Origin of the sequence: Streptomyces griseobrunneus (assembly GCF_046713465.1) — a bacterium.
GTDB lineage: Bacteria > Actinomycetota > Actinomycetes > Streptomycetales > Streptomycetaceae > Streptomyces > Streptomyces microflavus.
In genome coordinates, this window is the sequence record NZ_CP177080.1 from 2841087 (window position 1) to 2868084 (window position 26998).

General features: G+C 71.9%; 27 protein-coding genes. 12 read left to right on the plus strand and 15 right to left on the minus strand.

All coding sequences use genetic code 11. The features are described 5' to 3' along the window. Positions 1-48: 48 nt before the first annotated feature. Complete coding sequence (locus tag ACK8N7_RS12475; RefSeq protein ID WP_403209129.1) at positions 49-927, minus strand: alpha/beta hydrolase; 879 nt, start codon at positions 925-927, stop codon at positions 49-51. Between the two features lie 144 nt (positions 928-1071). Between ACK8N7_RS12475 and ACK8N7_RS12480 the strand changes: the two genes are divergently transcribed. Continuing rightward, a complete protein-coding gene (locus ACK8N7_RS12480; RefSeq protein ID WP_403209127.1) occupies positions 1072-1671 on the plus strand; it encodes a TetR/AcrR family transcriptional regulator in 600 nt (199 codons plus the stop codon). A gap of 106 nt (positions 1672-1777) precedes the next feature. On the opposite strand, the gene ACK8N7_RS12485 is transcribed toward ACK8N7_RS12480, so the two are convergent. The 3 genes from ACK8N7_RS12485 to ACK8N7_RS12495 all read right to left on the minus strand — a co-directional run bounded on the left by ACK8N7_RS12485 (position 1778) and on the right by ACK8N7_RS12495 (position 4320). Further along, positions 1778-2194, minus strand: coding sequence for a helix-turn-helix domain-containing protein (locus tag ACK8N7_RS12485; RefSeq protein ID WP_403209125.1), 417 nt, complete (start codon positions 2192-2194; stop codon positions 1778-1780). Between the two features lie 198 nt (positions 2195-2392). Beyond that, complete coding sequence (gene gdhA, locus ACK8N7_RS12490; protein ID WP_403210048.1) at positions 2393-3781, minus strand: NADP-specific glutamate dehydrogenase; 1389 nt, start codon at positions 3779-3781, stop codon at positions 2393-2395. A 185-nt stretch (positions 3782-3966) separates the two neighbouring features. Next, entirely contained in the window at positions 3967-4320 is a 354-nt protein-coding gene (locus ACK8N7_RS12495; protein ID WP_500442294.1) for a hypothetical protein, read from the minus strand. A 252-nt stretch (positions 4321-4572) separates the two neighbouring features. Between ACK8N7_RS12495 and ACK8N7_RS12500 the strand changes: the two genes are divergently transcribed. Beyond that, positions 4573-5073 (plus strand): RDD family protein, encoded by a 501-nt coding sequence (locus ACK8N7_RS12500; protein WP_500442296.1) that lies wholly within the window; start codon positions 4573-4575, stop codon positions 5071-5073. A gap of 48 nt (positions 5074-5121) precedes the next feature. Here the strand turns inward: ACK8N7_RS12500 and ACK8N7_RS12505 are convergent, their stop codons facing one another. The 3 genes from ACK8N7_RS12505 to ACK8N7_RS12515 all read right to left on the minus strand — a co-directional run bounded on the left by ACK8N7_RS12505 (position 5122) and on the right by ACK8N7_RS12515 (position 7647). Beyond that, positions 5122-5490: a DUF1330 domain-containing protein gene (locus ACK8N7_RS12505; RefSeq protein ID WP_403209119.1), complete on the minus strand. Its 369-nt coding sequence runs from the start codon at positions 5488-5490 to the stop codon at positions 5122-5124. Between the two features lie 203 nt (positions 5491-5693). Then, entirely contained in the window at positions 5694-6959 is a 1266-nt protein-coding gene (locus tag ACK8N7_RS12510; RefSeq protein WP_403209117.1) for a L,D-transpeptidase, read from the minus strand. 238 nt (positions 6960-7197) lie between these two features. Continuing rightward, positions 7198-7647, minus strand: a complete 450-nt coding sequence (locus tag ACK8N7_RS12515; protein ID WP_373301938.1) for a hypothetical protein — start codon at positions 7645-7647, stop codon at positions 7198-7200. 108 nt (positions 7648-7755) lie between these two features. Between ACK8N7_RS12515 and ACK8N7_RS12520 the strand changes: the two genes are divergently transcribed. Next, the gene (locus tag ACK8N7_RS12520) at positions 7756-8058 is read left to right on the plus strand and encodes an LPXTG cell wall anchor domain-containing protein (RefSeq protein ID WP_403209115.1); all 303 of its coding nucleotides are present in this window, start codon (positions 7756-7758) and stop codon (positions 8056-8058) included. A 93-nt stretch (positions 8059-8151) separates the two neighbouring features. On the opposite strand, the gene hutH is transcribed toward ACK8N7_RS12520, so the two are convergent. The 5 genes from hutH to ACK8N7_RS12545 all read right to left on the minus strand — a co-directional run bounded on the left by hutH (position 8152) and on the right by ACK8N7_RS12545 (position 14348). Then, on the minus strand, positions 8152-9702 hold the full coding sequence (gene hutH, locus ACK8N7_RS12525) for a histidine ammonia-lyase (RefSeq protein WP_403209113.1): 1551 nt from the start codon (positions 9700-9702) through the stop codon (positions 8152-8154). Positions 9703-9814: 112 nt separating this feature from the next. Then, positions 9815-10969, minus strand: coding sequence for a GGDEF domain-containing protein (locus ACK8N7_RS12530; protein ID WP_500442299.1), 1155 nt, complete (start codon positions 10967-10969; stop codon positions 9815-9817). Positions 10970-11059: 90 nt separating this feature from the next. Further along, positions 11060-11872 carry an enoyl-CoA hydratase/isomerase family protein gene (locus tag ACK8N7_RS12535; protein WP_403209112.1) on the minus strand — a complete coding sequence of 271 codons (813 nt, stop codon included), beginning with the start codon at positions 11870-11872 and terminating at the stop codon, positions 11060-11062. Between the two features lie 155 nt (positions 11873-12027). Then, a complete protein-coding gene (locus ACK8N7_RS12540; protein WP_403209110.1) occupies positions 12028-13227 on the minus strand; it encodes an adenylate/guanylate cyclase domain-containing protein in 1200 nt (399 codons plus the stop codon). Positions 13228-13439: 212 nt separating this feature from the next. Next, complete coding sequence (locus ACK8N7_RS12545; protein WP_403209108.1) at positions 13440-14348, minus strand: biotin--[acetyl-CoA-carboxylase] ligase; 909 nt, start codon at positions 14346-14348, stop codon at positions 13440-13442. A 230-nt stretch (positions 14349-14578) separates the two neighbouring features. On the opposite strand from ACK8N7_RS12545, the gene ACK8N7_RS12550 reads away from it, so the two are divergent. The 4 genes from ACK8N7_RS12550 (at position 14579) to ACK8N7_RS12565 (ending at position 17263) form a co-directional block, all read left to right on the plus strand. Further along, entirely contained in the window at positions 14579-16159 is a 1581-nt protein-coding gene (locus ACK8N7_RS12550; RefSeq protein ID WP_500442302.1) for an acyl-CoA carboxylase subunit beta, read from the plus strand. A 30-nt stretch (positions 16160-16189) separates the two neighbouring features. Then, positions 16190-16396, plus strand: a complete 207-nt coding sequence (locus ACK8N7_RS12555) for an acyl-CoA carboxylase epsilon subunit (protein ID WP_015610948.1) — start codon at positions 16190-16192, stop codon at positions 16394-16396. A gap of 87 nt (positions 16397-16483) precedes the next feature. Continuing rightward, a complete protein-coding gene (mmpB, locus tag ACK8N7_RS12560; protein WP_015610947.1) occupies positions 16484-16612 on the plus strand; it encodes a morphogenic membrane protein MmpB in 129 nt (42 codons plus the stop codon). Positions 16613-16651: 39 nt separating this feature from the next. Next, on the plus strand, positions 16652-17263 hold the full coding sequence (locus ACK8N7_RS12565; protein WP_403209104.1) for a nucleoside triphosphate pyrophosphatase: 612 nt from the start codon (positions 16652-16654) through the stop codon (positions 17261-17263). A 42-nt stretch (positions 17264-17305) separates the two neighbouring features. Here the strand turns inward: ACK8N7_RS12565 and ACK8N7_RS12570 are convergent, their stop codons facing one another. Beyond that, positions 17306-17743 (minus strand): hypothetical protein, encoded by a 438-nt coding sequence (locus ACK8N7_RS12570; RefSeq protein ID WP_403210046.1) that lies wholly within the window; start codon positions 17741-17743, stop codon positions 17306-17308. Positions 17744-18097: 354 nt separating this feature from the next. On the opposite strand from ACK8N7_RS12570, the gene ACK8N7_RS12575 reads away from it, so the two are divergent. Then, positions 18098-19852: an acetyl/propionyl/methylcrotonyl-CoA carboxylase subunit alpha gene (locus tag ACK8N7_RS12575; RefSeq protein ID WP_500442304.1), complete on the plus strand. Its 1755-nt coding sequence runs from the start codon at positions 18098-18100 to the stop codon at positions 19850-19852. A gap of 181 nt (positions 19853-20033) precedes the next feature. Beyond that, positions 20034-20576 carry a TetR/AcrR family transcriptional regulator gene (locus tag ACK8N7_RS12580; RefSeq protein WP_457810838.1) on the plus strand — a complete coding sequence of 181 codons (543 nt, stop codon included), beginning with the start codon at positions 20034-20036 and terminating at the stop codon, positions 20574-20576. 229 nt (positions 20577-20805) lie between these two features. Here the strand turns inward: ACK8N7_RS12580 and ACK8N7_RS12585 are convergent, their stop codons facing one another. Beyond that, complete coding sequence (locus ACK8N7_RS12585; protein WP_403216360.1) at positions 20806-21780, minus strand: DeoR/GlpR family DNA-binding transcription regulator; 975 nt, start codon at positions 21778-21780, stop codon at positions 20806-20808. Between the two features lie 219 nt (positions 21781-21999). After that, positions 22000-23439 (minus strand): NAD(P)H-quinone dehydrogenase, encoded by a 1440-nt coding sequence (locus ACK8N7_RS12590; RefSeq protein ID WP_015610941.1) that lies wholly within the window; start codon positions 23437-23439, stop codon positions 22000-22002. A gap of 251 nt (positions 23440-23690) precedes the next feature. On the opposite strand from ACK8N7_RS12590, the gene ACK8N7_RS12595 reads away from it, so the two are divergent. The 3 genes from ACK8N7_RS12595 (at position 23691) to ACK8N7_RS12605 (ending at position 26932) form a co-directional block, all read left to right on the plus strand. Beyond that, positions 23691-24128 carry a gamma-glutamylcyclotransferase family protein gene (locus ACK8N7_RS12595; RefSeq protein ID WP_015610940.1) on the plus strand — a complete coding sequence of 146 codons (438 nt, stop codon included), beginning with the start codon at positions 23691-23693 and terminating at the stop codon, positions 24126-24128. 104 nt (positions 24129-24232) lie between these two features. After that, the gene (locus tag ACK8N7_RS12600; RefSeq protein WP_500442306.1) at positions 24233-25057 is read left to right on the plus strand and encodes a purine-nucleoside phosphorylase; all 825 of its coding nucleotides are present in this window, start codon (positions 24233-24235) and stop codon (positions 25055-25057) included. Between the two features lie 234 nt (positions 25058-25291). After that, a complete protein-coding gene (locus ACK8N7_RS12605; protein WP_500442308.1) occupies positions 25292-26932 on the plus strand; it encodes a phospho-sugar mutase in 1641 nt (546 codons plus the stop codon). The last annotated feature ends 66 nt before the right edge of the window (positions 26933-26998 follow it).

The window sequence follows — 26998 nt, forward strand, 5'->3', positions numbered from 1 at the left end:
CTGCTGCTTCCTGTGGGTGGGGGTGTGGGCGAACGGGCGGACGGGGCGTCAGACGAAGCGGCTCACGAAGGTCAGCGCGGTGTCCGCGACCTCCTTCCAGCCGCTGTCGATGACCAGCGAGTGCCCCCGGCCCGGCAGTTCGGTGATCTCGGTGACACCGGGGTTGCGCTGCTGCTTCTTGTACGAGGCGTTGGCAATGGCCCAGGGGACGGTGTTGTCCTTCTCGCCGGAGATGACGAGCAGGGGACCGCGGCCGGGATGAGCCGTGTCGACCCTGGCCTCGGTGCGGGGGTTGATGTTGGCGGTGGCCGCCTGGAAGAGCGGGGCGCCGGGGGCGGGCACGGCGTACGTCGCGTACAGCTCGCGTGCCTCCTTCTCGCTCACCGCGTTGGCGAAGGCGTACCGGAACTGCTCGTAGGTGAGCGGCACCGCCTTCTTGCGGTTGGCCGGGTTGCCCAGGACCGGGCGCGCGGCGCGCAGGGCCGACAGCGGCAGGGGCAGCACACCGCGGAAGGGGGCCGGGTCGATGGCCACGGAGGCGGCGGAGAGGCCCCGTCCGGCGAGGATCTGGGTGAGCAGACCGCCGAAGGAGTGCCCGATCACGACGGGCTTGCGGTCCAGGCGCCGGACGAGCCCGTCCAGGTGGCCGGCGACCTGCCCGACGGTCTTGCCGGCGAAGACCTCGGGGTGGGCGTTGCCCTCGGCGACGGTGTCCGGGTCGTCGGGCCAGGAGAGCGCGACCGGGGCGAACCCTGCGGCCTCGGCCCGTACCGCCCAGCGGTCCCAGCTGCTCGCGAGGAGCCAGAGGCCGTGGACGAGGACGAGGGGCGTCCGGCCCGACGCGTTGGCCTGCTCGATCTGTCGGAGGTCGTGGGCCTTGGGGGCTCCGGGGGCTTCGGAGTCGTTGGGGGTGGCGTTGGCAGCCATGGCGGCCTTCCCGGTCAGGTGGTGCGCGGGGGTCCGAGGAGTGAAGCAGACAGACCGTTCTGTCTTGTTCCTTGCTCAGAGTGCACCCTTGCGCGCCCGCCGTCAAGCAAAATGGGAGACAGACCGTTCTGTTAGCGTAATGAGATGACTGTTCCGGCGCATTCCCCCTCCTCAGCGGCCCCCGCCAAGACCTCCGCCGCCCGCACACGGCTGGTCGCCACGGCGGCGGAGCTGTTCTACGCGGAAGGCATCCACACCGTCGGCATCGACCGCCTCATCGCCGCCGCCGGGGTCACCAAGGCGACGTTCTACCGGCACTTCCCCGCCAAGGACGACCTGGTCGTCGCCTACCTCCGGGGGCGGGACGCCGCCATCCGGGCCGGGGTCGAGCAGGCGGTGGCCGCACTGCCCGGCCCCGGCGACGCGCTGAAGGCCATGGTCGAGGGGCTGGGGGACGAGGTGTGCGGGGACGGCTTCCGGGGGTGCCCGTTCATCAACGCGGCGGCGGAGTACCCGGACCCGGACCACCCCGTACGCCAGGTGGTCACCGAACACCGGACGTGGTTCCGGGCGGCCGCCGCCGAGCTGCTGCGGGCGGCCGGGCACCCCGATCCCGTACCGGCCGCGGCCTCGCTCCTGCTGGTCAGGGACGGGGCGATGATCGGCGGCTATCTGGACGGGGCGGCGGCGAGGGAGACGCTCATCAGCACCGCAGCGGCCCTGTTGGGCGGCGGCGAGGAGTGAAGGGCCGGGGAGGGCACGGCCACCGGATCGGGGCCCGGGCCACCGACGTAACACCCCGGCCCCCGCTCAGGGCCCGGGCTGCCGGCGGAACTCCCCGGCCACCCGCTCAGGCGGCCAGCCGCACGGTGCCCATCAGGCCGGCCCCTGGACCCGCCGGGCGGCCGGCCTGCCCCGAACGTCCGGCGCCGAGGCTCCGGGACCGCGCCCCGGACAGCCTGATCAACTCCCCCTGGGCCAGCGCGAGGACATCGGCGAGGCTCAGGCCGAGCGCCTGGGCGGCGGCCGCCAGCACCTCGGACGAGGCCTCCTTGCGGCCGCGCTCCACCTCGGAGAGGTAGGCCATCGAGATCCGACCGGCATCGGCCACGTCCTTCAACGTCCGCTCCTGGGCGAGCCGTTCACCCCGGAGTACGTCCCCGACGAGGTCGCGCCAGAGCGGCTCCCGGGCCGGAGCGGGCCCGGGCGGAGCCGGGAACGGGCGCAGGGGAATGACGCGGGCCTGGTTCGTCGCTCGGATGGTCACCGCTCCAGCCTAGGGGCAGGGCGCCCGGCGGGCACGGGTCGGGCGTTGCGCTCCGGGCGGATCTGCTGACGGCGAAGGAGCGTGACAAACGGGAGCGGCACCGGCCCGGCAGGAACCCCGTACGGATTCCTGCCGGGCCTGTGACCGGATCCCGCCGGGCCGGTGTCCGGCCATGGGTGACCGGCCATATACGTCTGCTCAGATCAGCCCCTGCGCCAGCATCGCGTCCGCCACCAGCTCGAAGCCCGCGATGTTCGCGCCCACCACGTAGTTGCCGGGGCTCCCGTACCGCTCGGCGGTCGTGTAGCAGGAGTCGTGGATGTGGCGCATGATCTCGGCGAGGCGCTCCTCGGTGTGGGAGAAGGTCCAGGAGTCCCGGGACGCGTTCTGCTGCATCTCCAGGGCGCTCGTCGCGACCCCGCCCGCGTTGGCCGCCTTGCCGGGCGCGAAGGCGACGCCCGCCTCCTGGAGGACCCGGACCGCGTCGGGGGTGGTGGGCATGTTGGCGCCCTCCGCGACCGCCTTGACCCCGTTGCGTACGAGGTCGAGCGCGTCGGCCTCGTGCAGCTCGTTCTGGGTGGCGCAGGGCAGGGCCACGTCCACGGGGACCGACCACACTCCCGTGCCGGGCACGAACCGGGCGTGTGCGCCGCGCCGCTCGGCGTACTCGGAGACCCGGCCCCGGCCCGCCTCCTTGATCTCCTTGAGGAGGGCGAGGTCGATGCCCTTCTCGTCGACGACGTAACCGCCGGAGTCCGAGCAGGTGATGACGGTCGCGCCGAGCTGCTGGGCCTTCTCGACGGCGTAGATGGCCACGTTGCCGGAGCCGGAGACCGCGACGGTCTGGCCCTCCAGCGACTCGCCCCGGCTGCGCAGCATCTCGGCGGTGAACAGGACCGTGCCGTAGCCGGTGGCCTCCGTGCGGGCCTGGGCGCCGCCCCAGCCGAGGCCCTTGCCGGTGAGGACGCCGGACTCGTAACGGTTGGTGATCCGCTTGTACTGGCCGAAGAGGTAGCCGATCTCGCGGCCGCCCACGCCGATGTCACCGGCGGGGACGTCGGTGTACTCCCCCAGGTGGCGGTGGAGTTCGGTCATGAAGGACTGGCAGAACCGCATGATCTCGGCGTCGGAGCGGCCCTTGGGGTCGAAGTCCGCGCCGCCCTTGCCGCCGCCGATGGGCATGCCGGTGAGGGCGTTCTTGAAGATCTGCTCGAAGCCGAGGAACTTCACGATGCCGAGGTTGACGGAGGGGTGGAAGCGCAGGCCGCCCTTGTAGGGGCCGAGCGAGCTGGAGAACTCCACCCGGAAGCCGCGGTTGACGTGGATGTCGCCGGAGTCGTCGGCCCACGGCACCCGGAAGATCAGCTGGCGCTCGGGCTCGCATATCCGCTCGATGATGCGGGCGTCCACGAACTCGGGGCGCTGCGCCAGCACCGGACCGAGCGTCTCCAGGACCTCGCGGACCGCCTGGTGGAACTCCTTCTCGCCCTGGTTGCGCCGCAGGATCTCGGCGTAGAGCGGTTCGATGACCCGGTTCGCGGCCTCGTGCGTGCGGGCGGGATCGGTGGAGTCGGGAATGACCGGCATCTGATCAAGACCTTCCGTGGTGGGCTCGTGCGCGTCGGCGCCCCCGTCCCGGAGGGCGCCACCGTCGTACGCCCCGATTGTCCCGTGCCGCCCGATGATCTTCGGCACCCATCCACATAGTGGCCGGTCGGCATCGCGGCCGGTCGGCATCGCGGCCTTCCGCCCGGCCGCCCCGTCGGTCTGCCCTACAGTCCCTCCTCGGAGAACGGGGTGTCGCTCCACCGGAACCAGGCCCGGTCCCCCTGGATGTGCAGCAGGAACTCGGCGACCGCCCGCCCCTCCGGACCGGCCAGCGCGAGCGTGCGGTTCAACTCGGAGCAGACCGTCTCCCACGCCTCCGCACCCTCGTCGCTCTCGTCCTCCTCCAGCCGCTCCAGGAGGGCCAGTTCACGGTCGAAGAGCTCGCGTGTCGCGACGTCGTAGGCCGGGCCGGGGATGAACCGGCCGCGCAGCCAGGGGAAGTCGGGGTCGTCGACGGCGATCTCCCCGACGAGTTCCGTGCCGCGCCGCAGCCTCCATGTAGTGCCGTCGAATCCCATCGCCGCCCCCGTACCCGCTCGTGCATCTGTTCCCGTCACGGTAAGGGATTGGTGAAGGCCTATACGGGCACGGGAGTTACCCGTCAGGAACCGCGACACCTCGCCTGACGATCAGTCATGATGCTCCCCATGACGAAGCCTCGGGGGCGTCGGAGAGCGCAATCTCCTTATCAGCCAAGGTTGTTGTACGGATCCGGCCGGACCGCCGCCCGTCCTGCGGGGCGGCCGCAGCCACACCCGTACGGTGCTCCGGTGCGGCAGCCCCGTATCCCCAAGGGCACGGGCGAGACACGCCGCTATCTGGCGGTGGGCCTCGACTGCTACCTGTGCCTGCTGGTCGTCGGCCTGCTGGTGCACTCCTGCCTGGACTCCCAAGGCGCGGGGGCGGGACGGACGGCGGCGGTGCTCGTGGGTCAGCTGACCGTGCTGTCCTTCGCCAACCAGGTGCTGCTCACCATGGCCGTACGGGCGAGCGCCGGAAAGCTGATCATGGGCGTACGGGTGATCCGGCTGCCCGACGCGGGCCGGCCGGAGTTCCGCCGCCTGGTGCTGCGCTGGCTGTACGGACTGTTCTGGCTCCCGCTCCAGCCCTGGCACCACCTCCGCCGGGCGGCCACCGCCGAGCCGCCGCCCCCGGAACGTCTGGGCGGCGGCCCCCCGGCCGCCCCGTGCACGGACCTGGCGGGGGTGCGCCAGGTCCACCGCAGCGACCTGCGGTACTACAGGGAGGCGGTGGAGGGACGTACGGGCTGAGGCGGCCCAAGCCCGCGAGGGCCATCCCGCCGCCCACGCCCGCGAGGGCTACCCCACCACCCGCTCCACCGTCACCCGCGCCGACCGCATCGCCGCAGCCGTGGCCGACGCGTCGTACTCCGGACCGACGCCCGGGACGATGATCACGTCACCGTCGAGGTGCCGGGTGCGCAGCGGCAGGATCTCCTGGTAGGCGGGGGACGCGTACCAGGCGCGGATCTCCTCGGTACCGGGGAAGGCGATGACGACCAACGCGCCCGGCCAGGCCCCCTCCACCACCTCGACCTCGGCCCCGTGCACCAGGAAGCGGCCCCCGTAAGGCTCCATGGTGGCCTGGATGCGCTCGATGTAGCTGAGCACCTCGTCCTCGACGGGGCCGTCGGTGGGGCGCAGGTGGGCGATGGCGTACGCGGTCATGGTCCGGTCCTCCGGGGTGGGGTCGGGGTGGCTCTTCCTGACACCCACGATGCTGCCGGGCGGGGCGGAGGACGTCGATTACCTCGGAGGTCATGGCAGCGGACGTCCGGCCGCCTACGCCGAAGGCGGCGGCCCCCCGAACGTTCCGGGGTGCCGCCGCCTTCGGGCGGGGACGGGGGTGAAGCGTGAGGGGGGCGGGTGGATCAGGCCTCGGAGCCGGCCGTCCACTGGGCCCAGTCCATGTTCCAGCCGTTGAGGCCGTTGTCCGGCTTGATGGTCTTGTCCGGGGAGTTCTTGACGATGACCACGTCGCCGACCATGGAGTTGTCGTAGAACCAGGCACCGGGCGCGCTGGCGTCGTTCGCGCCCTTCACGTCGGCGAGGCCCACGCAGCCGTGGCTGGTGTTGGCGGTGCCGAAGATGCCCTTGCCCCAGTAGTTGCCGTGGATGAAGGTGCCCGAGGTCGACAGGCGCATCGCGTGCGGCACGTCCTTGATGTCGTACTCACCCTTGCCGTCGTCATCGGTGAAGCCGACGGTGGCGCCGTTCATCCGGGTCTCCTTGTGCTTCTCGGAGATCACCATCTGACCGTTGTACGTGGGGTTCTCGGGCGCGCCCGCGGAGATCGGGATGGTCTTGACGGTCTTGCCGTCGCGGGTGACCGTCATCATCTTGGTCTTCGCGTCGACGGTGGAGACCTGGTTGCGGCCGACCTTGAACGTCACGGTCTTCTGCTGCACACCGAAGACACCGTCGGCGCCCTCGACGCCGTCCAGGGCCAGCTTCAGGGTGACGGTGGAGCCGCCCTGCCAGTAGTCCTCAGGGCGCAGGTCCAGGCGCTGGGCGTTGAACCAGTGGCCGACGACCTCCTGGCCGCTGCTGGAGGTCACGGTGATGCCGGACTGGACGGCCTTCTTGTCCGTGATCGGCTTGTTGAAGTTGATCGAGACGGGCATCCCGACGCCGACGGTGGAGCCGTCCTCGGGGGTGAAGTTCCCGATGAAGCTGTTGTCGGGCGAGACGGTGGTGAAGGAGCTGTTCTCGTGGGCCTTGCGGCCCTTCGAGTCCTCCGCCGTCGCATCGATCTTGTACGTGGTGGAGCGTTCCAGCTGCCCCGCCGGCTTCCAGCTGGAGCCGTCGGCCGCCAGTGTGCCCTCGACCGTCTTGCCGTCCGCCGTGGTCATGACGACCTCGGTCAGCTTGCCCTTGGTGACGGAGACCTGGGCGGCGTTGTTGATGCTGGCGTTGGTGGCACCGTTCTTCGGCTTGATCGCTATCTGCGCCTCGGAAGCGTCCTCGGCCGCGGCCTTGTCCACCTCCTGCGCCTGCGAGGACTCCGAACTTCCGGCGCCCGCCTTCTTGTCGCCGTCGTCGCTACAGGCCGAAAGCACCAGCACGCCGCCGAGCAGTGCGGACACGGCCGCGAGGCCCCTGCGCCGCTTGCTGTCCGTCATCACACGCTTCTCCATCGTTGCCGATTCCCCAAAAATCCCCGAGCGGGGCTGCCAGGCGGCGATTCCCCGTCAATGTTCCAAGAACACCCGGAACGGGTGCTCCGTTCCGCATCCGTCAGGGATGTGGGGAACACCACTCATCGACGCGGCTGCGGCAGCGGTGGTTCCCACTGCCCAGCCCGCATACGAAAACCGCCGCACAGCACGGCCCCGGTCCGCGGTGAAGCGGGGCCGGGGCCGGTGTTCTCACACGTCAGACCCGCTGCGCGAGGTCACCGTCCTCGCCGTCGTTCTTCCCATTGTGCGCGACCTCGTCGCCGTACCCCTCCTCGTCGTCCCCGGCCTCGGCCGGGAACGGTCCGTCCTCGTCGTCCTCGTCGTCGTCCCAGCCCTCCGCATCGGGGTCGTAGTCGACGCTCTCGCTGCTCCAGGAAGCCTGCGCGAGCTCGACCCCGGGCACCTCGCTGACCAGGTCGAACGGGTCGATCAGCGAGGCGAGGGCCTCTGCTCCGTCTGCCCGGACTGTGGCCTCGGCATGCATCCGCTCCTCGGCGGTGTCGCTCTCGGTGATACCCGAGACCGGCTCCCCGTATTCGGCGGCGATGGATTCGAGGGCGGTACCGGTGAGGGCGTCGAGGTCGGTGACCTCCAGCACCATCTCCACGCGAACGCGAACAAACCTGGATGTCTCTTCTGTGCTCATACTCCGGAGCGTATGGCTCGGGGAGACCGCGACTTTCCACCGACCCGCTGCTTTGCTTAGCATCGGCCCACGGGGCTAACTCATGGTTGTCGCAAGGGGATAGAAACTGTGTCCGTCACTCGCCGCACGCTCCTGACCGCCACCGCCGCGGGAACGCTGCTGGCCGCTCTCTGGTTCGTCCCGTCGGCCAACGCGACCGTCGAGACCACCTACCGGAGCGGCGCGGCCACCACGTCCGCTCAGGGCGCACCGTCCACCGCCGACGGCGCCGCCTCCGGTCCGCAGCTCGCCGAGACCGGCCCGGGGGCGGACACCACCCCGTACCTGATCGCCGGCACGGCGCTGCTGGGCCTGGGCGCCGCTTCCGTCACGTACTCGGTGCGCCGCTCGGGGGCGCGCCCGGCTGTCTGAGGCAGTACGCGAAAGGGCTGTCGCACCCCCCGGTGCGACAGCCCTTTTTCGTTGCGTACGGGGCCGGCTCGGGCCGGCGGACCGGTGACCGGCTCAGGCCAGCGGACCGGTGACCGGCTCCACGGCCTCCACCAGACGCCCTTCCCGTACGAACGTGTCGGCGGCGGCCAGGTCCGGCGCGAGGAAGCGGTCCGGGCCCGGGCCCTGCGCCCCGGCGGCCCGCAGTGCGGCCACCGCGGCCTGCGAGGCGGGGGCGGGGGTGAGGCCCTGGGCGGCCCGGATCTCGACGGCGCGGGTCGCCGCGTACAGCTCGACGGCGACGATCCTGGCGAGGTTGTCCACGGCGGTACGGAGCTTGCGCGCGGCGGACCAGCCCATGGAGACGTGGTCCTCCTGCATCGCGGAGGACGGGATGGAGTCGGCGGAGGCGGGGACCGCCAGCCGCTTCATCTCGCTGACCAGGGCGGCCTGCGTGTACTGGGCGATCATCAGCCCCGAGTCGACCCCGGCGTCGTGCGCGAGGAACGGCGGCAGGCCGTGCGAGCGGTTCTTGTCGAGCAGCCGGTCGGTGCGGCGCTCGCAGATCGAGCCGAGGTCGGCGGCGACGATGGCGAGGAAGTCCAGGACGTACGCGACGGGCGCGCCGTGGAAGTTGCCGTTGGACTCGACCCGTCCGTCGGGCAGCACCACCGGGTTGTCCACGGAGGAGGCCAGTTCGCGGCCGGCGACGACCGCCGCGTAGTCCAGGGTGTCGCGGCCGGCGCCGTTGACCTGGGGGGCGCAGCGTACGGAGTAGGCGTCCTGGACCCGGGGGGCGTCGTCCTGGTGATGGCCCGTCAGTCCCGAACCGGCGAGCACCCGCAGCATGTTCTCCGCGCTGACGCCCTGGCCGGGGTGCGGGCGGATGGCGTGCAGCTCGGGGGCGAGGACCTTGTCCGTGCCGAGCAGCGCCTCCAGGGAGAGGGCGGCGGTGATGTCGGCGGAGGTGTAGAGGTTACGCAGGTCGGCGAGGGCCATGACCAGCATGCCGAGCATGCCGTCGGTGCCGTTGAGGAGGGCGAGGCCCTCCTTCTCGCGCAGCTCGACCGGGGCGATCCCGTGCGCGGCGAGCAGTTCGCCCGCCGGGCGGACCGTGCCGTCGGGGCCCTCCGCGTCGCCCTCCCCCATCAGGGTGAGCGCGCAGTGGGAGAGCGGGGCGAGGTCGCCGGAGCAGCCGAGCGAGCCGTACTCGTGGACGACGGGTGTGATCCCCGCGTTGAGCACGTCCGCCATGGTCTGCGCGACCTCGGGGCGTACGCCGGTGTGTCCGGAGGCGACCGTCTTCAGCCGCAGGAACATCAGGGCGCGCACGACCTCGCGCTCGACCCGGGGGCCCATGCCCGCCGCGTGCGAGCGGACGATGTTGCGCTGGAGCTGGGCGCGCAGCTCCGGGCCGATGTGGCGGCTGGCCAGGGCGCCGAAGCCGGTGGAGACGCCGTAGACCGGCTCGGGCTTGGCCGCGAGCGCGTCCACGATGAGCCGGGAGGCGGCCAGCGCTTCCACGGCGGCGGTGGAGAGCTCGATCCGGGCGCCGTGGCGGGCCACGGCGACGACGTCCTCGGCGGTGGTTCCGGACGTCCCCACCACGACAGTGTGCATATCCATATTCAGCAGCGTACGGATTGAAACCCTGTGTGTCACTAGGGGTTGGCGGCGGGATGGTCACGAGTGGTCACCCAGGGGACCCCTTACCGACAGGCCCGCCCCGGTGGCGGCCTCAGGGACGGTTGCCGCGCAGCCTGCGGCGGTCGTGCGCGGACTTCGGCGGGGAGTCGGCGAGCCGGATGACCTCGCCGTCCCGCCCGGCCACCACCGGCCGCAGCGAGCGGGCGGCCTTGGCCCGGTACTGCGCCGCGTCCGCCAGCCGGAACAGCCGGCGGGCCGAGCTCACCGGGCCGATCGGGTCGCCGGTCGAGGCGACCCCGCAGGCGACCCCGTTGCCCAGCTCGATCACCGCCGCCCGGTCGCACAGCTCGGTGGCCACCCCCACCACGTCGTCCGCCTCGGGCCCGTCGGCCACCAGGCAGAACTCGTCGCCGCCGAGCCGGGCGGCCAGGGCGTCCGGGAGCATCGCCCCGCAGAGGGAGAGCACCGAGCCGAAACGTTCCAGCAGCCGGTCACCGACCGCGTGCCCATGGGTGTCGTTCACCGTCTTGAGGCCGTTCAGATCGCAGACGACGAGGCTGACGACGACCCCGGCGGTGCGGTGCGCCTCGACCGCCTCGTCGAGGCGGATGTCGACGGCCCGGCGGTTGGCGAGGCCGGTCAACGGGTCGGTGAAGGCGAGCTTGCGGACCTCTTCGAGCCGCTCGGTCTGGGCGATCCCGGAGGCCACGACGGCGGCGAGCACGGTCGCGAAGTTCGCGTCGTCCCGGTCGAAGACCGGCATCCCGGCCGGGCGCGCCACATACAGCTCGCCCCAGGCCCGGCCGTGCAGCACGATCGGCGCGACCACGCAGCAGCCCCGGCCGCGCCGCCGCAGCGCCGCGACCCGCTGGTGGCAGTACGGGCGGGCGCCGCGCGCCGGGCCGCCCGCGCCGGGCAGGCCGTCGGCGGTCTCCACCCAGGCGTCGGGCTCACCGCCGCCGGCCCAGCGTTCGTGCAGGAACTCGGTGATCTCCGGGAACTCGTGGACCGGGTAGGCCTCCTCCTCGGGGAACTCCTCCTCCCCCTCGGCCCGCCGGCCCGCGTTGACCAGCACCCGCAGCCTGCCCCGGTCCCGCTCCCACACGGAGAGCGCGGCGAAGCTTCCCCCCAGCGCCTCGCAGGCCCCCAGTGCGGCCGCCCGCCACGATTCGCGCGGCGTGTAGGCCGCGGCCATCGTCTGCGCCAGCGAAACCACGGCCCGCAGCCGCGCATCGTCTCCACCCATTTATCCAGCTTATGTAGATTTGTTCCCTTTTGATCAGTTTGATGCGCAACTAATTTTCGGCGTCACCCGGCAGCGCTCCGGCGGGGTGCGTCACTCCCCCGGCCACTGCGGGCTCCGCTTCTCGTTGAAGGCGGCCACCCCCTCCGCCCGGTCCCCGGAGAAGGCCACCGACCGCCAGGCCGCGTCCTCCACCTCCAGGCCCGCCCGCAGATCGAGGCCGTGCCCCAGCCGGAGCGCCTTCTTGGCCGCGCGCAGCCCGACCGGCGAGTTGGCGGCCATCCGGGTGCCGAGCGCGAGGGCCTCCTCCCGGTCCCGGCCCGCCTCCACCAGCTCGTCCACCAGGCCCAGCTCCCGCGCCTCGGCCGCCTCCACCCGCCGCGCGGTGAAGACCAGCTCGGCGGCGCGCGCAGCACCCACCCGGCGCGGCAGCAGCTGCGTTCCGCCGCCGCCCGGGATGACGCCCACCGAGACCTCGGGCAGGCCGACCACGGCGGTGGCGTCGGCGACGATCACATCGCAGGCGAGGGCGAGTTCGAAGCCGCCTCCGAGGGCGAAGCCGTGGACGGCGGCGATCGTCGGCATCGGCAGCTCCAGGACGCCGGTGTAGGCGGCCCGGGCGGTGGGCCGCTGGCGTACCAGCTCGGCGTCGGTGAAGGAGTTCCGCTCCTTGAGGTCGGCGCCCACGCAGAAGGCCCGCTCGTGGCTGGAGGTGAGGACGGTGACCCTGACGCCCGGGTCGGCTCCGAGGGCCTCGCAGGCGGCGGCGATGGAGCGGGCCATGTCGGTGGAGACGGCGTTCATCGCCTTCGGCCGGTCGAGCACCAGCTCGGCCACGTGCTCCTGGCCCGCGTGACGCCGTACGGCGACGAACTCCCCGAACCGCTGCTCGGACGTGACGGTCATGACTGCACCCCTGTCGGTCGACTGCCGGTGGACGACACCGGCGCGTACCCGAACGCCGGTGAACGCCGGTTAACGAGCGTTACCGACAGGGATCCTAGACAGGGCACCCGGAGAACCGACAGGGCGAGCCGAGCCCGAACACGTGAAGGCGGGGCTCAGGACCCCGTCTTCCCCCGCCGGGCCAGCAGCCACGGCTCCACCACACCGAGCCCGCGCACCGGCCGCTGCCACATCGGCTGGAGCCCGAAGCGGTACGTGGGCAGCGGCGGCTCGTCGACCGCCTCGCGGCCCTCCTTCTCGGCCAGCCGCGCCCGCTCGGCGGCGGCCGCGACCTCCTCGGAGGCCTGGGCCTCGGACTCCGGGGCGTCCCCGTGCCGGACCAGCTCCTTGGCGAACGCCCCGTCGACCAGGACGGCGTCCTTCGGAGCTATCGAGGTGAGCCGGCTGGCGAGGTTCACCGTGGTGCCGAAGACGTCGCCCATGCGGGTGGTGACGGTGCCGAAGGCGATGCCGACGCGCAGCGCGGGCATCGTCTCGTCCTGGGACATCGCCTCGATCAGCCGGAGCGCTATCTCGGCGGCCGTGCCCGCGTCGTCGGCGGCGAAGAGCACCTCGTCGCCGAGGGTCTTGATGAGCCGTCCGCCGTGCGCGGCGACCAGGTCGGCGGCGGTCGTCTCGAAGGACTCGACCAGCTCGCCGAGCTCCTCCTCCTCCAGGCGCCGGGTCAGCCGGGTGAAGCCCACGAGGTCGGCGAAGCCGACGGCGAGCCGCCGGTCGACCATCTCGTCGTCGTCCGCCGCCTGCACGACCCGCCCGGTCGCGGCGGCCAGCTGGCGCCGCCACACGTAGACGAGGAACTCCTGGAGCTCCGGCAGCAACAGCTCGACCAGCGGGTACGTGACCTCGGTCCGTGTCATCCCCGGCTCGGGCGGCTCGGTGAGCCCCTCCAGGAACGAGTCGATCTGCCACTCCGCCAGCCGGGCGGTGGTCTGCCCGGTCGAACGGGCCACCTGGATCGCCATCGGCTCGCTGAGCAGCCCCGCCTCCACCAGACCGGCGAGCCGGCGCAGCGCCAGGACGTCTGCCTCGGTGAGCGCCTTGGCCTGGCCGATGTCGGCGAAGCCCATGGCCCGCCAGAAACGGGAGGCCAGGTCCATGGAGACCCCGGCGGTGCGGGCGGCCTGGAAGGGCGTGTAGCGGCGGTCCGCCCCGAGGATCAGCGCTTCGAGGCGGATCGCGAGGGGGTCGTCGGTCGGTTCGGCCGTGTGGTCGACCTCGTGATGCGGGGTGGCATGGACCGAGGAGTCCGACGGGTGCTCCTCGCCCGCGCCGGACGTCGTGTCGCCGACGGTCACCAGCCGCCTCCTGCCCGTTCCCTGCGCACTGCCTGCCGATCTGTCGCTGATCGCCTCGACATGATCTGTCGCTGGATCGCCTCAACAATACGGCAGGTGTGCCCTAGCTCACGTCCTTGGTTGCCCGATACGGGTGCGTCGCGCGTGACATCTACCGGTTGCGCGGCATCCACCCCTTACCCGGACCCCTCACGTACGGGCGTGCGGGTGCCTCACGTCAGGCCGCCCGCCGCCCCCCTCAGGTGCACGATGTCGCCCGCCGACACCGGCTGCTGGAGTCCCCCCTCGGTGGAGAGCACCAGACGCCCGTCGCCGTCGATCGCGACGGCCTGCCCGACCAGCGAGTTCCCGCCCGGCAGCTCGGCCCGCACGGTCCGGTCCAGGGTCGCGCAGCCCGCCGTGTACGCCGCCTGGAGCCCGCTGGCCGACGCGTCGCCGTCCGTCGCCTTCCACTCCCCGTACCAGTGCTCCAACGAGCGCAGGACGGCCCGCAGCAGGGTCTCCCGGTCGGTGGAGACCGCCCCGGCGAGGGCCAGGGACCCGGCGGTGGGGGCGGGGAGCTCGTCGGCGCGCAGCGAGACGTTGATGCCCAGGCCGACGACGATGCCGTCCCCGGCGAACTCCCCGAGGATGCCGCCGGCCTTGCGCTCCTCGCCCGGTGGGGTCTCCCCTGGACGGAGCTTGCCGGAGCCCTTGGGGATCGTGACCAGCAGGTCGTTGGGCCACTTGAGTGCCGTGTCGACCCCCGCCGACCGGGCGAGGCCGGTCGCGGCGGCCACCCCGGCGAGCAGCGGCACCCATCCCCACCGCTCCACGGGTACGTCGCCGGGCTCCAGGTACACCGAGAAGAACAGCCCGGAGCGGGGCGGCGCGGTCCAGCTCCGCTCCAGCCGGCCACGCCCGGCGGTCTGCTCCTCGGCGACCAGGACCGCGCCCTCGGCCAGGCCGCCGGAGCGGGCCCGCTCCGCGAGGTCGGAGTTGGTCGATCCGGTGGTCTCCACGACCTCCAGCTCGCTCCAGAGCGCGTCCGGCCGCAGCAGCCCGCGGCGCAGTGCGGTCACGTTCAGGGGCGGCCGGTCCAGGTCCGACCAGCGGTTGTGTGGCGCATCCGGTGGTGTCATGCAAGCCACCCTAGGTGTGGCAAAGGACGCACTGCCTTTCCGGAGGCGCGCCGATACCCTACGAGTCAGTAGCCACGAGTTACGCAACAGAGTTACGCAACAGAGCCGACGAACAGCGCTAGGCGTCGGAGTGACCCATCAGCAGCCGCAGAGCCGGACAGACGACCGGTCGTCCCCCCGAGACCCTCACCGTTCGTCGTCCCCGTGACCAGGCAGGGAGCCGCCCCCCGATGTCCGAGCCGCTAAGCGACATCCACACCACCGCGGGCAAGCTCGCGGACCTGAGCCGCCGCATCGACGAAGCGACGCACGCCGGTTCGGCCCGCGCGATCGAGAAGCAGCACGCCAAGGGCAAGCTGACGGCCCGTGAGCGGGTCGAGCTGCTGCTGGACGAGCACTCCTTCGTGGAGCTCGACGAGTTCGCCCGGCACCGATCCACCAATTTCGGCATCGAGAAGAACCGCCCGTACGGCGACGGTGTCGTCACCGGGTACGGCACGGTCGACGGCCGCCCGGTCTGCGTGTACTCGCAGGACTTCACCATCTTCGGCGGTTCGCTCGGCGAGGTCTACGGCGAGAAGATCGTCAAGGTCATGGACTTCGCGCTGAAGACCGGCTGTCCGGTCATCGGCATCAACGACGGCGGCGGCGCGCGCATCCAGGAGGGTGTCGCCGCGCTCGGCCTGTTCGCCGAGATCTTCCGCCGCAACGTGCACGCCTCCGGGGTGATCCCGCAGATCTCACTGATCGTCGGACCGTGCGCGGGCGGTGCGGTCTACTCCCCCGCGATCACCGACTTCACGGTGATGGTCGACCAGACCTCGCACATGTTCATCACCGGACCCGACGTCATCAAGACGGTCACCGGTGAGGACGTCGGCTTCGAGGAGCTGGGCGGAGCCCGTACGCACAACACCACCTCCGGGGTGGCGCACCACATGGCGGGCGACGAGAAGGACGCCATCGAGTACGTCAAGTCCCTGCTGTCCTACCTCCCTTCGAACAACCTCTCCGAGGCCCCGGCGTTCCCGGAGGAGGCGGACCTCGCGACCACCGACGAGGACCGCGAGCTGGACACGCTGATCCCGGACTCGGCGAACCAGCCGTACGACATGCACACCGCGATCGAGCATGTGCTGGACGACGCGGAGTTCCTGGAGACCCAGTCCCTGTTCGCGCCGAACATCCTCACCGGCTTCGGGCGGGTCGAGGGCCACCCGGTCGGGATCGTCGCCAACCAGCCGATGCAGTTCGCCGGCTGCCTGGACATCAACGCGAGCGAGAAGGCGGCCCGCTTCGTCCGGACCTGCGACGCGTTCAACGTGCCGGTCATCACCTTCGTCGACGTGCCGGGGTTCCTGCCGGGCGTCGACCAGGAATACGGCGGCATCATCCGGCGCGGCGCCAAGCTGATCTACGCCTACGCGGAGGCGACGGTCCCGCTGATCACCGTCATCACCCGCAAGGCGTTCGGCGGCGCGTACGACGTGATGGGCTCCAAGCACCTGGGCGCCGACCTGAACGTGGCCTGGCCGACCGCCCAGATCGCCGTCATGGGCGCCCAGGGCGCGGTGAACATCCTGCACCGCCGCACCATCGCGGCCGCCGAGGACCCGGAAGCCACCCGCGCCGAGCTGATGGCGGACTACGAGGACGCGCTGCTCAACCCGTACGTGGCGGCCGAGCGCGGCTACGTCGACGCGGTGATCATGCCGTCCGAGACCCGGGCCCACATCGTGAAGGGGCTGCGTCAGCTGCGTACGAAGCGGGAATCACTGCCTCCGAAGAAGCACGGCAACATCCCGCTGTAGCCGCCCGCCCTGTCACAGAGAGGTCTGCCCATGATCAGAGTCGTACGGGGCAACCCGACCCCGGAGGAGCTGGCCGCCGCCCTGGCGGTGGTACAGGCCCGCGCCGCGGCGAGCGCCGCCGTGTCGTCCGGCGCGCCCGTCCCGCCCGAGCAGTGGTCCGACCCGGGCCGCATCGCCCGCACGGGCCGCCCCCAGCCGGGCCCCCGGGCCTGGGCCCGGACGTACTGGCCGGCCTGAGCCGCGCGGGGTGTGTCCGCCGGGCGCCGACGCGCTTGAGTACCCGTACTCAGGCGCATCGGCGCCCGGCGCAGCAGGATCGGAAGCATGCTGTGGTCCGACCCCGAGAACAAGCCTCCGAAGGAACTGCGCGACGCCCAGGACATGATGCGCCGCGCGGGCTTCGTGCTCGCGCTGGCGATGGTGGTCGCGATGTTCGTGCTCGGCACCCGCTGACCCTGCTTCCGTACGGGCCGGGCTCCCGGCCCTTCTACGATGGCCGGTATGACTGATCAGCGCCGCCTCGTGCTCGCCTCCGCCTCCCCCGCCCGCCTCGGCCTGCTGCGCCAGGCGGGTTTCGCCCCCGAGGTGATCGTCAGCGGGGTGGACGAGGACGCCCTGACCGCCCCGACCCCCGGCGAGCTGGCCCTGGTGCTGGCCCGGGCCAAGGCGGCGGCGGTCGCGGAGCGCCCCGAGGCAGTGGGCGCCCTGGTCATCGGCTGCGACTCGGTGCTGGAGCTGGACGGCGAGGCGCTCGGCAAGCCGGCCGACGTCGAGGAGGCCACCGCCCGCTGGAAGGCGATGCGCGGCCGGTCCGGCATCCTGCAGACCGGCCACAGCGTGATCGACACCGCATCGGGCCGTCACGCCTCGGCGACGGCGTCCACCGTCGTCCGGTTCGGCGAGCCGAGCGACGCCGAGGTCGCCGCGTACGTCGCGTCGGGAGAGCCGCTGCACGTCGCGGGAGCCTTCACGCTGGACGGCCGCTCGGCGCCGTTCGTCGACTCCATCGAGGGCGACCACGGCAACGTGATCGGCCTCTCGCTGCCGCTGCTGCGCCGGCTGCTGGGCGAACTGGACATCTCCGTCACGGAGTTGTGGGTCTGAGCCGAGCTGTTGCGGGTCTGGGCCGAGCCTCCGGGCGGCGGCTCAGGCCGCCGCCGGGGCCGCCTCTTCGCCCACCCGGCCCTCGGTGCGGTACTCGGGGCCGTACGCCAGCTGGGTGAACACCAGCAGGGCCAGCACCACCATCATGAAGGCGAAGGCGGACCAGCCCACCAGTCCCACGGTCACCGCGCCGAGCACCCCGTGCACCACCGCGCAGCCGATCAGGGTGATCCGGCCGAACCGCCCCGGCGAGCGGTCCCGGACCCCGGCCAGCAGGGCGATCAGCCCGCACCCGATCAGCAGCACGGCGGAGACCCCGCCCATCACCCAGGTCCCGGTGGACATGGCCTTCGGGTCCATCCCCGCCAGCGACATGTTCTGATTCTCGGTGACCGTGGCGAGGACGGCGTTGATGGCGAAGATGCCGACCGCCTCCCCGAAGAGCACGAGCGCGGTCACGATCGCCACCGGTCTGCGCAGCAAAGCGCCACCCCCTTTTACCTGCAGTACGTCCGTAGCGCGGACCCTACTCACCGGTATTCCTTCGGACAAGGGGTCGGACCGCTCCGCACGCCACGCAAAGAATCACTCGGCCGTTCGTAGGGACTCCACAAAGAAACGCCGTGAGGCGTTGACCTTCAAGACAGAGACCTGCACCACACCGGCTGGTTACTGTGCGGTGGTAGAACCCGGCGTACCGTGGTGCCACAAGGGATTTCACTACTGGGGCAAGCCTCGGATCACACTCCGTGTGGGCAAGCTCACCATTGGGGACGGGTCGTAGCGCCGTGTCGGTAGTCCCTAAACTCAGCTTGTTTCAAGGAGGGAGTCATCGTGCGCAAGGTGCTCATCGCCAACCGTGGCGAAATCGCTGTCCGTGTCGCTCGGGCGTGCCGGGATGCGGGGATCGCGAGCGTGGCGGTCTACGCCGATCCGGACCGGGACGCGTTGCATGTCCGGGCGGCCGACGAGGCGTTCGCGCTGGGCGGTGACACCCCGGCCGCCAGTTATCTGGACATGGCCAAGGTGCTGCAGGCCGCCGTGGATTCCGGGGCGGACGCGATCCATCCGGGGTACGGGTTCCTGTCGGAGAACGCCGAGTTCGCGCAGGCCGTCCTGGATGCGGGGCTGACGTGGATCGGGCCGCCGCCGCAGGCGATCCGGGACCTGGGGGACAAGGTCGCGGCCCGTCATATCGCGCAGCGTGCGGGTGCTCCGCTGGTGGCCGGTACGCCGGACCCGGTGTCCGGCTCCGGTGAGGTGGTGGCGTTCGCCGAGGCCAACGGGCTGCCGATCGCGATCAAGGCCGCCTTCGGTGGTGGCGGGCGGGGGCTGAAGGTGGCCCGGACGCTGGAGGAGATCCCGGAGCTGTACGACTCCGCCGTCCGCGAGGCGGTTGCCGCGTTCGGGCGGGGCGAGTGCTTCGTGGAGCGCTATCTCGACCAGCCCCGGCACGTGGAGACCCAGTGCCTGGCCGACACCCACGGCAACGTGGTGGTCGTCTCGACCCGTGACTGCTCGCTCCAGCGCCGTCATCAGAAGCTGGTGGAGGAGGCCCCGGCCCCCTTCCTGTCCGCCGAGCAGAACGAGGAGCTGTACGCGGCGTCCAAAGCGATCCTGAAGGAAGCCGGCTACGTCGGTGCCGGCACGGTGGAGTTCCTCGTCGGGGCGGACGGGACGATCTCGTTCCTGGAGGTCAACACCCGCCTCCAGGTCGAGCACCCCGTCACCGAAGAGGTCACCGGTATCGACCTCGTGCGGGAGATGTTCCGTATCGCCGACGGTGAGGAGCTCGGCTACGGCGACCCGGCCGTGCGCGGGCACTCCTTCGAGTTCCGCATCAACGGCGAGGACCCCGGCCGCGGGTTCCTGCCCGCCCCGGGCACGGTGACCACGTTCGCCCCGCCGACCGGCCCGGGTGTCCGCCTCGACGCGGGTGTCGAGACCGGGTCCGTGATCGGGCCGGCCTGGGACTCCCTCCTCGCCAAACTCATCGTCACCGGCGCCACCCGGCAGCAGGCACTCCAGCGCGCCGCCCGCGCGCTCGCGGAGTTCCAGGTCGAGGGCATGGCCACCGCCATCCCCTTCCACCGCGCCGTCGTCACCGACCCCGCCTTCACCTCCGCCCCCTTCACCATCCACACCCGCTGGATCGAGACCGAGTTCGTCAACGAGATCAAGCCCTTCGCCGCCCCGGCGGACGCCGACACCGAGGACGAGGCCGGTCGCGAGACCGTCGTCGTCGAGGTCGGCGGCAAGCGCCTGGAGGTCTCGCTGCCCTCCTCGCTGGGCATGAGCCTGGCCCGTACGGGCCTCGCGGCCGGTGCGAAGCCGAAGCGGCGCGCGGCGAAGAAGGCCGGTTCCGCCGCCTCCGGTGACAGCCTCGCCTCCCCGATGCAGGGCACGATCGTCAAGGTCGCGGTGGAGGAGGGCCAGGAGGTCAAGGAGGGCGACCTCGTCGTCGTCCTGGAGGCCATGAAGATGGAGCAGCCGCTCAACGCGCACCGCTCCGGCACGGTCAAGGGGCTCACGGCGGAGGTCGGCGGTTCCGTCTCCTCCGGCGCCCTGATCTGCGAGATCAAGGACTGACGGCTCAGCTCGTACGGAGGGGCCCGGCCCGCGTCGTCAGGACGCGGGCCGGGCCCCTCCGCGTGCAGTGGCATCCTGGATCCCGACGGAAGAACGAATACCCGGGAACCGAGGGAGGGCGGGAGCCATGGCAGGGCCGATCTCGATGGGGACGGGCACGGCACGGCCGCCGGAGCGGCCGATGCGCGCGGATGCCCGCCGGAATCACGAACGCCTCGTCGGGGTGGCCCGTACGGCCTTCGCCGAGCACGGCACCGATGCCTCGCTGGAGGACATTGCACGGCAGGCGGGCGTGGGCATCGGCACCCTCTACCGGCACTTCCCCAACCGGGACGCCCTGATGAACGCCGTCTTCCAGGACGCACTGTGCTCACTCCTGGACCGCTCCAGGGAGCTGGCGGGGGCGGAGGCTCCGTGCCGGGCGCTGGTGGACTGGCTGGGCGCGATCATCACTCATGCGGGTGAGTACCGCGGGCTGGCCCGCGCGCTCATGTCGGCCTCGCAGGACCGGAATTCGGCGCTCGCCCAGTGCCATCTGCCGTTGCGTGAGGCGGGGGCGGGGCTGTTGCGGCGGGCGCAGGAGAGCGGGGCGGTGCGGGCGGATGTCTCGATCGACGATCTGCTGCAGCTGACGAACGCGATCGCGTTGGCTGCGGAGCAGTCGCCGGATGATTCTGAGTTGGCGGGGCGGTTGCTGCGGCTGACGTTGCGTGGGTTGAAGTAGGGGGTGCGGTGGGGTTGGCGGGTGCCGGGTGGGGGTCCCGCTGAGCGGAGCCTCTCCCCGCCCCGGACCCCGCTCCTCAAACGCCGGAGGGGCTGGCATCTACGCCGGACGGGCTGGCATCTGGAGGGGCGGAAATGGCGCCCGCGTCTCCGGCTCCGAGGGGCTGAACCATCCAGCCCCTCCGGCGTTTGAGGAGCGGGGGTTCGGGGGCAGCGCCCCCGACGTTGGCCTAGCGGCGGCGGAGGTCCGCCACCCGGGCCCGCTCGCCCGACGACGCCTGGTCGGACAGCGAGGACGCGCTGCGCAGCTGCGGCCCCAACCCCCCGTTCCGGGTCGTCGTCGTCCGCCGCTGCCCCGGCAACGGCATGTCGCGGCGGGGTCGGCGCTCCCCGGGGGGAGCCTCGCCCGCCGACGCGTCCGACTCGGGGCCCGCCACCGTGACCTCCACGCCCTGGTCCGCCAGCGCCTGGAGCTCCGCTGCCGCACGTTCGTCGTGGAGCGGGGGTTCGTCCGTCACGAGACGGGTGATCAGATCCGTGGGCACCGTCTGGAACATGGTGTCGGCGCCGAGCTTCGTGTGGTCCGCCAGCACGACCACCTCGGCGGCCGCCTCCACGAGGGCCCGGTCGACGCTGGCCGAGAGCATGTTGGAGGTGGACAGGCCACGCTCCGCCGTGAGACCGCTTCCGGAGAGGAAGGCCCGCGAGACCCGCAGCCCCTGGAGGGACTGCTCGGCCCCGCTGCCCACCAGCGCGTAGTTGCTCCCGCGCAGGGTGCCGCCGGTCATGACGACCTCCACCCGGTTGGCATGGGCCAACGCCTGGGCGACCAGCAGCGAGTTGGTGACCACAGTGAGACCGGGGACCCGCGCGAGCCGGCGGGCCAGCTCCTGCGTGGTCGTACCGGCGCCGACCACGATGGCATCGCCCTCACCTACGAGGCCTGCGGCCAGCTCGGCGATGGCCGTCTTCTCCGCGGTGGAGAGATGGGATTTCTGCGGAAAGCCGGACTCCCGCGTAAAACCGCCCGGCAAAACCGCACCGCCGTGCCGGCGGTCGAGGAGTCCTTCTGCCTCCAGCGCCCGCACGTCCCGCCGTACGGTCACTTCGGAGGTCTGGACGACGCGGGCGAGCTCACGGAGCGATACCGCCCCGTTGGCGCGCACCATTTCGAGGATCAACTGACGACGTTCTGCAGCGAACACGAAACTGACAGTAACCTGGCCGCCGGTGAGTTTTCAGCAGTTTGCGCCGAATAAAGGAAGTTGTACATCCGGCAGGACCCCAAGTGGTATAGGGGCTTTCGATGTTGTCCGGGTGTGATCGCCGAACGGTCGCAACCCCCGTCCGGAGTGACGGGGGTTGCAGGGGAATGTCTGGATTCCCCGGCGACCCAAGGGCTTCGCCCGGTCCCTGACCTGCTGTCAGCCCTCGTCCATGAGCTTGCGGGTGTGCAGCTGCCGGGCCACTTCTGCGATCGATCCGGACAGGGACGGGTACACGGTGAATGCGTTTGCGATCTGTTCCACGGTCAGGTTGTTGTCGACCGCGAGGGAGATCGGGTGGATCAGCTCGCTGGCGCGCGGTGCGACGACACAGCCGCCGACGACGATCCCCGTACCGGGACGGCAGAAGATCTTGACGAAGCCGTCGCGGATGCCCTGCATCTTGGCGCGCGGGTTGCGCAGCAGCGGCAGCTTCACCACCCGGGCCTCGATCTTGCCCGCGTCGACGTCGGCCTGGCTGTAGCCGACGGTGGCGATCTCCGGGTCGGTGAAGACGTTGGCCGAGACCGCCTTGAGGTTCAGCGGGGCCACCGCGTCGCCGAGGAAGTGGTACATCGCGATCCGGCCCTGCATCGCGGCGACCGAGGCCAGCGCGAAGATCCCGGTGACGTCACCGGCCGCGTAGACGCCGGGGGCGCTGGTGCGCGAGACCCGGTCGGTCAGGATGTGGCCGGAGTCCTTCAGCCGTACGCCGGCCTCCTCCAGGCCCATGCCCGCGGTGTTGGGGATCGCGCCGACCGCCATCAGGCAGTGCGAGCCGGTGATGACCCGGCCGTCGGCCAGCGTCACCTCGACCCGGTCGCCGACCCGCTTGGCGGACTCGGCACGGGAGCGGGCCATGACGTTCATACCGCGCCGCCGGAACACGTCCTCCAGCACGGCGGCGGCGTCCGGGTCCTCGCCCGGCAGCACCCGGTCGCGGGAGGAGACGAGGGTGACGCGGGAGCCGAGCGCCTGGTAGGCCCCGGCGAACTCGGCACCGGTGACGCCCGAGCCGACCACGATGAGCTCCTCGGGGAGCTCGTCGAGGTCGTAGACCTGGGTCCAGTTCAGGATGCGCTCGCCGTCGGGCTGCGCGTCCGGGATCTCGCGGGGGTGGCCGCCGGTCGCTATCAGCACCGCGTCGGCGCTGAGCCGCTCCTCGGTGCCGTCGGCGGCGGTGACGACGACCTGGCGGGAGCCGTCGGCCGCCTGGAGCCCGTCGAGCCGGCCGCGGCCGCGCATCACGCGGGCGCCGGCCCGGGTGACGGAGGCGGTGATGTCGTGGGACTGGGCGAGCGCCAGGCGCTTCACCCGTCGGTTGACCTTCCCGAGGTCGACGCCGACCACCCGGGCGGCGTGCTCCTTGTGCGGCGTGTCGTCGGCGACGATGATCCCCAGCTCCTCGTACGAGGAGTCGAAGGTCGTCATCACCTCGGCCGTCGCGATCAGGGTCTTCGATGGCACGCAGTCGGTGAGTACCGAGGCTCCGCCGAGGCCGTCGCAGTCGACGACGGTCACCTCCGCGCCGAGCTGGGCGCCCACAAGAGCCGCCTCGTAGCCGCCGGGGCCGCCGCCGATGATCACGATCCGGGTCACGAAAAGTCCGCCTCGCGTGGTGTCATCCCACGGCCGTCTGCCGCCCCGGCCGGGGGTCCGGGGGATCGCCCCGGGGGAATGCAGTACGTACTCCATTGTCCCGCACGCGCCAAGCACATTCGCCCCGGGGCCCTCCATACGGGAACGGGCCGCCCGCGCAGCCCGCCGGGGCCGCTCCCGGAACTCCCCCGACCGGGGCCTTCGTCACAGGAACCGGCACTCCCGCGACCACCTCCCGTACCCTCGGTCCCATGTCGCTCTACGCCGCGTACGCCGGCAACCTCGACGCGCGGCTCATGACCCGCCGCGCCCCACATTCCCCGATGCGCAGCACCGGCTGGCTCAACGGCTGGCGGCTGACCTTCGGCGGGGAGCAGATGGGCTGGGAGGGAGCGCTGGCCACCGTGGTGGAGGCGCCGCGCTCCCAGGTCTTCGTCGCGCTGTACGACCTGGCACCGATGGACGAGGACTCCATGGACCGCTGGGAGGGCGTCGGGCTCGACATCTACCGGCGCATGCGCGTCCGTGTGCACACCCTGGACGGCGAGGAGCCGGCCTGGATGTATGTGCTGAACGGGTACGAGGGCGGGCTGCCCTCGGCGCGCTACCTGGGCGAGATCGCGGACGCGGCCGAGTCCGCGGGCGCCCCGCACGACTATGTGATGGGCCTGCGCAAGCGCCCCTGCTGAGCGGGGCTCCCGGGGCCTCTTCGTGCGAAGCCACAAAGCCACCGGCCGACTCTTTGCGCAAGGTCATCTACGCGCGTAGGCATTCAGCGGTTACGCTCTTCCGCGTGAACGCATCAGTTATTCCGGACAACATCCAGGGCGACCCGTACGCAGCCGCTGCCGGGGCCGCCGCCCGCCTGCGCGAGCTGACCGGCGCCGAGACCCACGACGTCGCCCTGGTCATGGGCTCCGGCTGGGCACCCGCGGGCGAAGCACTCGGCGCCCCGGAGGCCGAGTTCCCCGTCACCGAGCTCCCCGGCTTCCCGGCGCCCGCGGTCGAGGGCCACGGCGGCACCATCCGCTCGTACAAGATCGGTGGCAAGCGCGCGCTGGTCTTCCTCGGCCGCACTCACTACTACGAGGGCCGCGGCGTCGCCGCCGTCGCCCACGGAGTCCGTACGGCGGTGGCCGCGGGCTGCAGGACGGTCGTCCTGACCAACGGCTGCGGCGGTCTGCGCGAGGGCATGCGCCCGGGGCAGCCGGTGCTGATCAGCGACCACATCAACCTCACGGCGACCTCCCCGATCGTCGGCGCCAACTTCGTCGACCTGACCGACCTGTACTCGCCGCGCCTGCGCGCGCTGTGCAAGGAGATCGACGACACGCTCGAAGAGGGCGTGTACGTCCAGTTCCCCGGTCCGCACTACGAGACCCCGGCCGAGATCAACATGGTCCGGGTCATGGGCGGCGACCTGGTGGGCATGTCCACGGTCCTGGAGGCCATCGCGGCCCGCGAGGCGGGCGCCGAGGTGCTCGGCCTCTCCCTGGTCACCAACCTGGCCGCGGGCCTCTCCGGCGAGCCCCTGAACCACGAGGAAGTCCTCCAGGCGGGCCGCGACTCGGCGACGCGGATGGGCGCACTGCTGGCCCAGGTGCTGGACCGCATCTAGGGCACCCGGGCCGCTCAGAGCCCGTCCGGCTTCCCTTCCGGCCCGTCCGGCGTTCGAGGACCGGGGTCCGGGGCGGAGCCCCGGTTTCGGGAAGGGGCGGGGCGGGGAACAGCCCGCGCAGCGCCCACCCCACCCCACCCCACCCCACCCCCCGCCCCGCCGGACGCCCCGCACCACCATCCCGCCCGAACACCCGCCCACCCCACCACCCGCACACCCCGAAAGGCGGACCCCGTGCAGCACGACCTCATCGCGCAGGCCAGGACCTGGCTGGCCGAGGACCCCGACCCCGAGACGCGCGACGAGCTGGCCGCACTCATCGAGGCGGGCGACACCCAGGAGCTCGCCGCCCGTTTCGCGGGCACGCTCCAGTTCGGCACCGCCGGACTGCGCGGCGAGCTGGGGGCCGGGCCCATGCGGATGAACCGGTCCGTGGTGATCCGGGCGGCGGCGGGCCTCGCCGCCTACCTCAAGGCGCAGGGCGAGGAGGGCGGGCTCGTCGTCATCGGCTACGACGCCCGCTACAAGTCCGCCGACTTCGCGCGCGACACAGCAGCGGTCATGCTCGGCGCCGGACTGCGCGCCGCCGTACTCCCGCGCCCGCTCCCCACCCCCGTACTGGCGTACGCCATAAGGCACCTGGGGGCCGTAGCCGGCGTCGAGGTCACCGCCAGCCACAACCCGCCGCGCGACAACGGCTACAAGGTCTATCTCGGCGACGGCTCGCAGATCGTGCCCCCGGCCGACGGCGAGATCGCGGCCGCCATCGCGGCGGTCGGCCCCCTGGACGGCGTGGCCCGCCCGGAGGACGGCTGGCAGACCCTCGGCGAGGAGGTCCTGGACGCCTACCTCGCCCGTACGGACGCGGTCCTGACCGCCGGGAGCCCCCGTACGGCACGCACCGTCTACACCGCGATGCACGGCGTAGGCACCTCCGTGCTGACCGCCGCGTTCGACCGGGCCGGGTTCCCCGCGCCGGTGCTCGTCACCGAGCAGGCCGAGCCGGACCCCGACTTCCCCACCGTGGCCTTCCCCAATCCGGAGGAGCCCGGCGCGATGGATCTCGCCTTCGCCACCGCGCGCCGGTCGGCACCGGACCTGATCATCGCCAACGACCCCGACGCGGACCGCTGCGCCGTCGCCGTGCCCGACACCGCCACCGAGGTCGGCTGGCGGATGCTGCGCGGCGACGAGGTCGGCGCACTGCTCGCCGCGCACCTGGTGGAGCGGGGCGCCTCCGGCGTGTTCGCCGAGTCGATCGTGTCGTCGTCGCTGCTCGGCCGGATCGCGGAGAAGGCGGGCCTCGGCTACGAGGAGACGCTGACGGGCTTCAAGTGGATCGCCCGGGTGGACGGACTGCGGTACGGCTACGAGGAGGCCCTCGGCTACTGCGTCGACCCCGAGGGCGTCCGCGACAAGGACGGCATCACCGCCGCCCTGCTCGTCGCCGAGCTCGCCTCCGTACTCAAGGAGCAGGGCCGTACGCTGCTGGACCTGTTGGACGACCTGGCGCTCACCCACGGCCTGCACGCCACCGACCAGCTCTCGGTGCGGGTGGAGGACCTGTCGGTCATCGCGGACGCCATGGCCCGGCTCCGCGAGCAGCCGCCGGCCGCGCTGGCCGGCCTCGCCGTCACCTCGGCCGAGGACCTGTCGCAGGGCACGGACAAGCTGCCGCCCACCGACGGGCTGCGCTACCACCTGGAGGGCGCCCGGGTGATCGTCCGCCCGAGCGGCACCGAGCCGAAGCTGAAGTGCTACCTGGAGGTCGTGGTCCCGGTCGCGGACGCAGCCGGGCTGCCCGCCGCGCGGGCACGTGGCGCGGAGCTGCTCGCCGGGATCAAGCGGGACCTGGCGGCAGCCGCCGGGATCTGAGGCGTACGCACACACACGAAGGACCGGCTCCCGTTCCTGGGGGGGGCCGGTCCTTCGTGTGTGTAC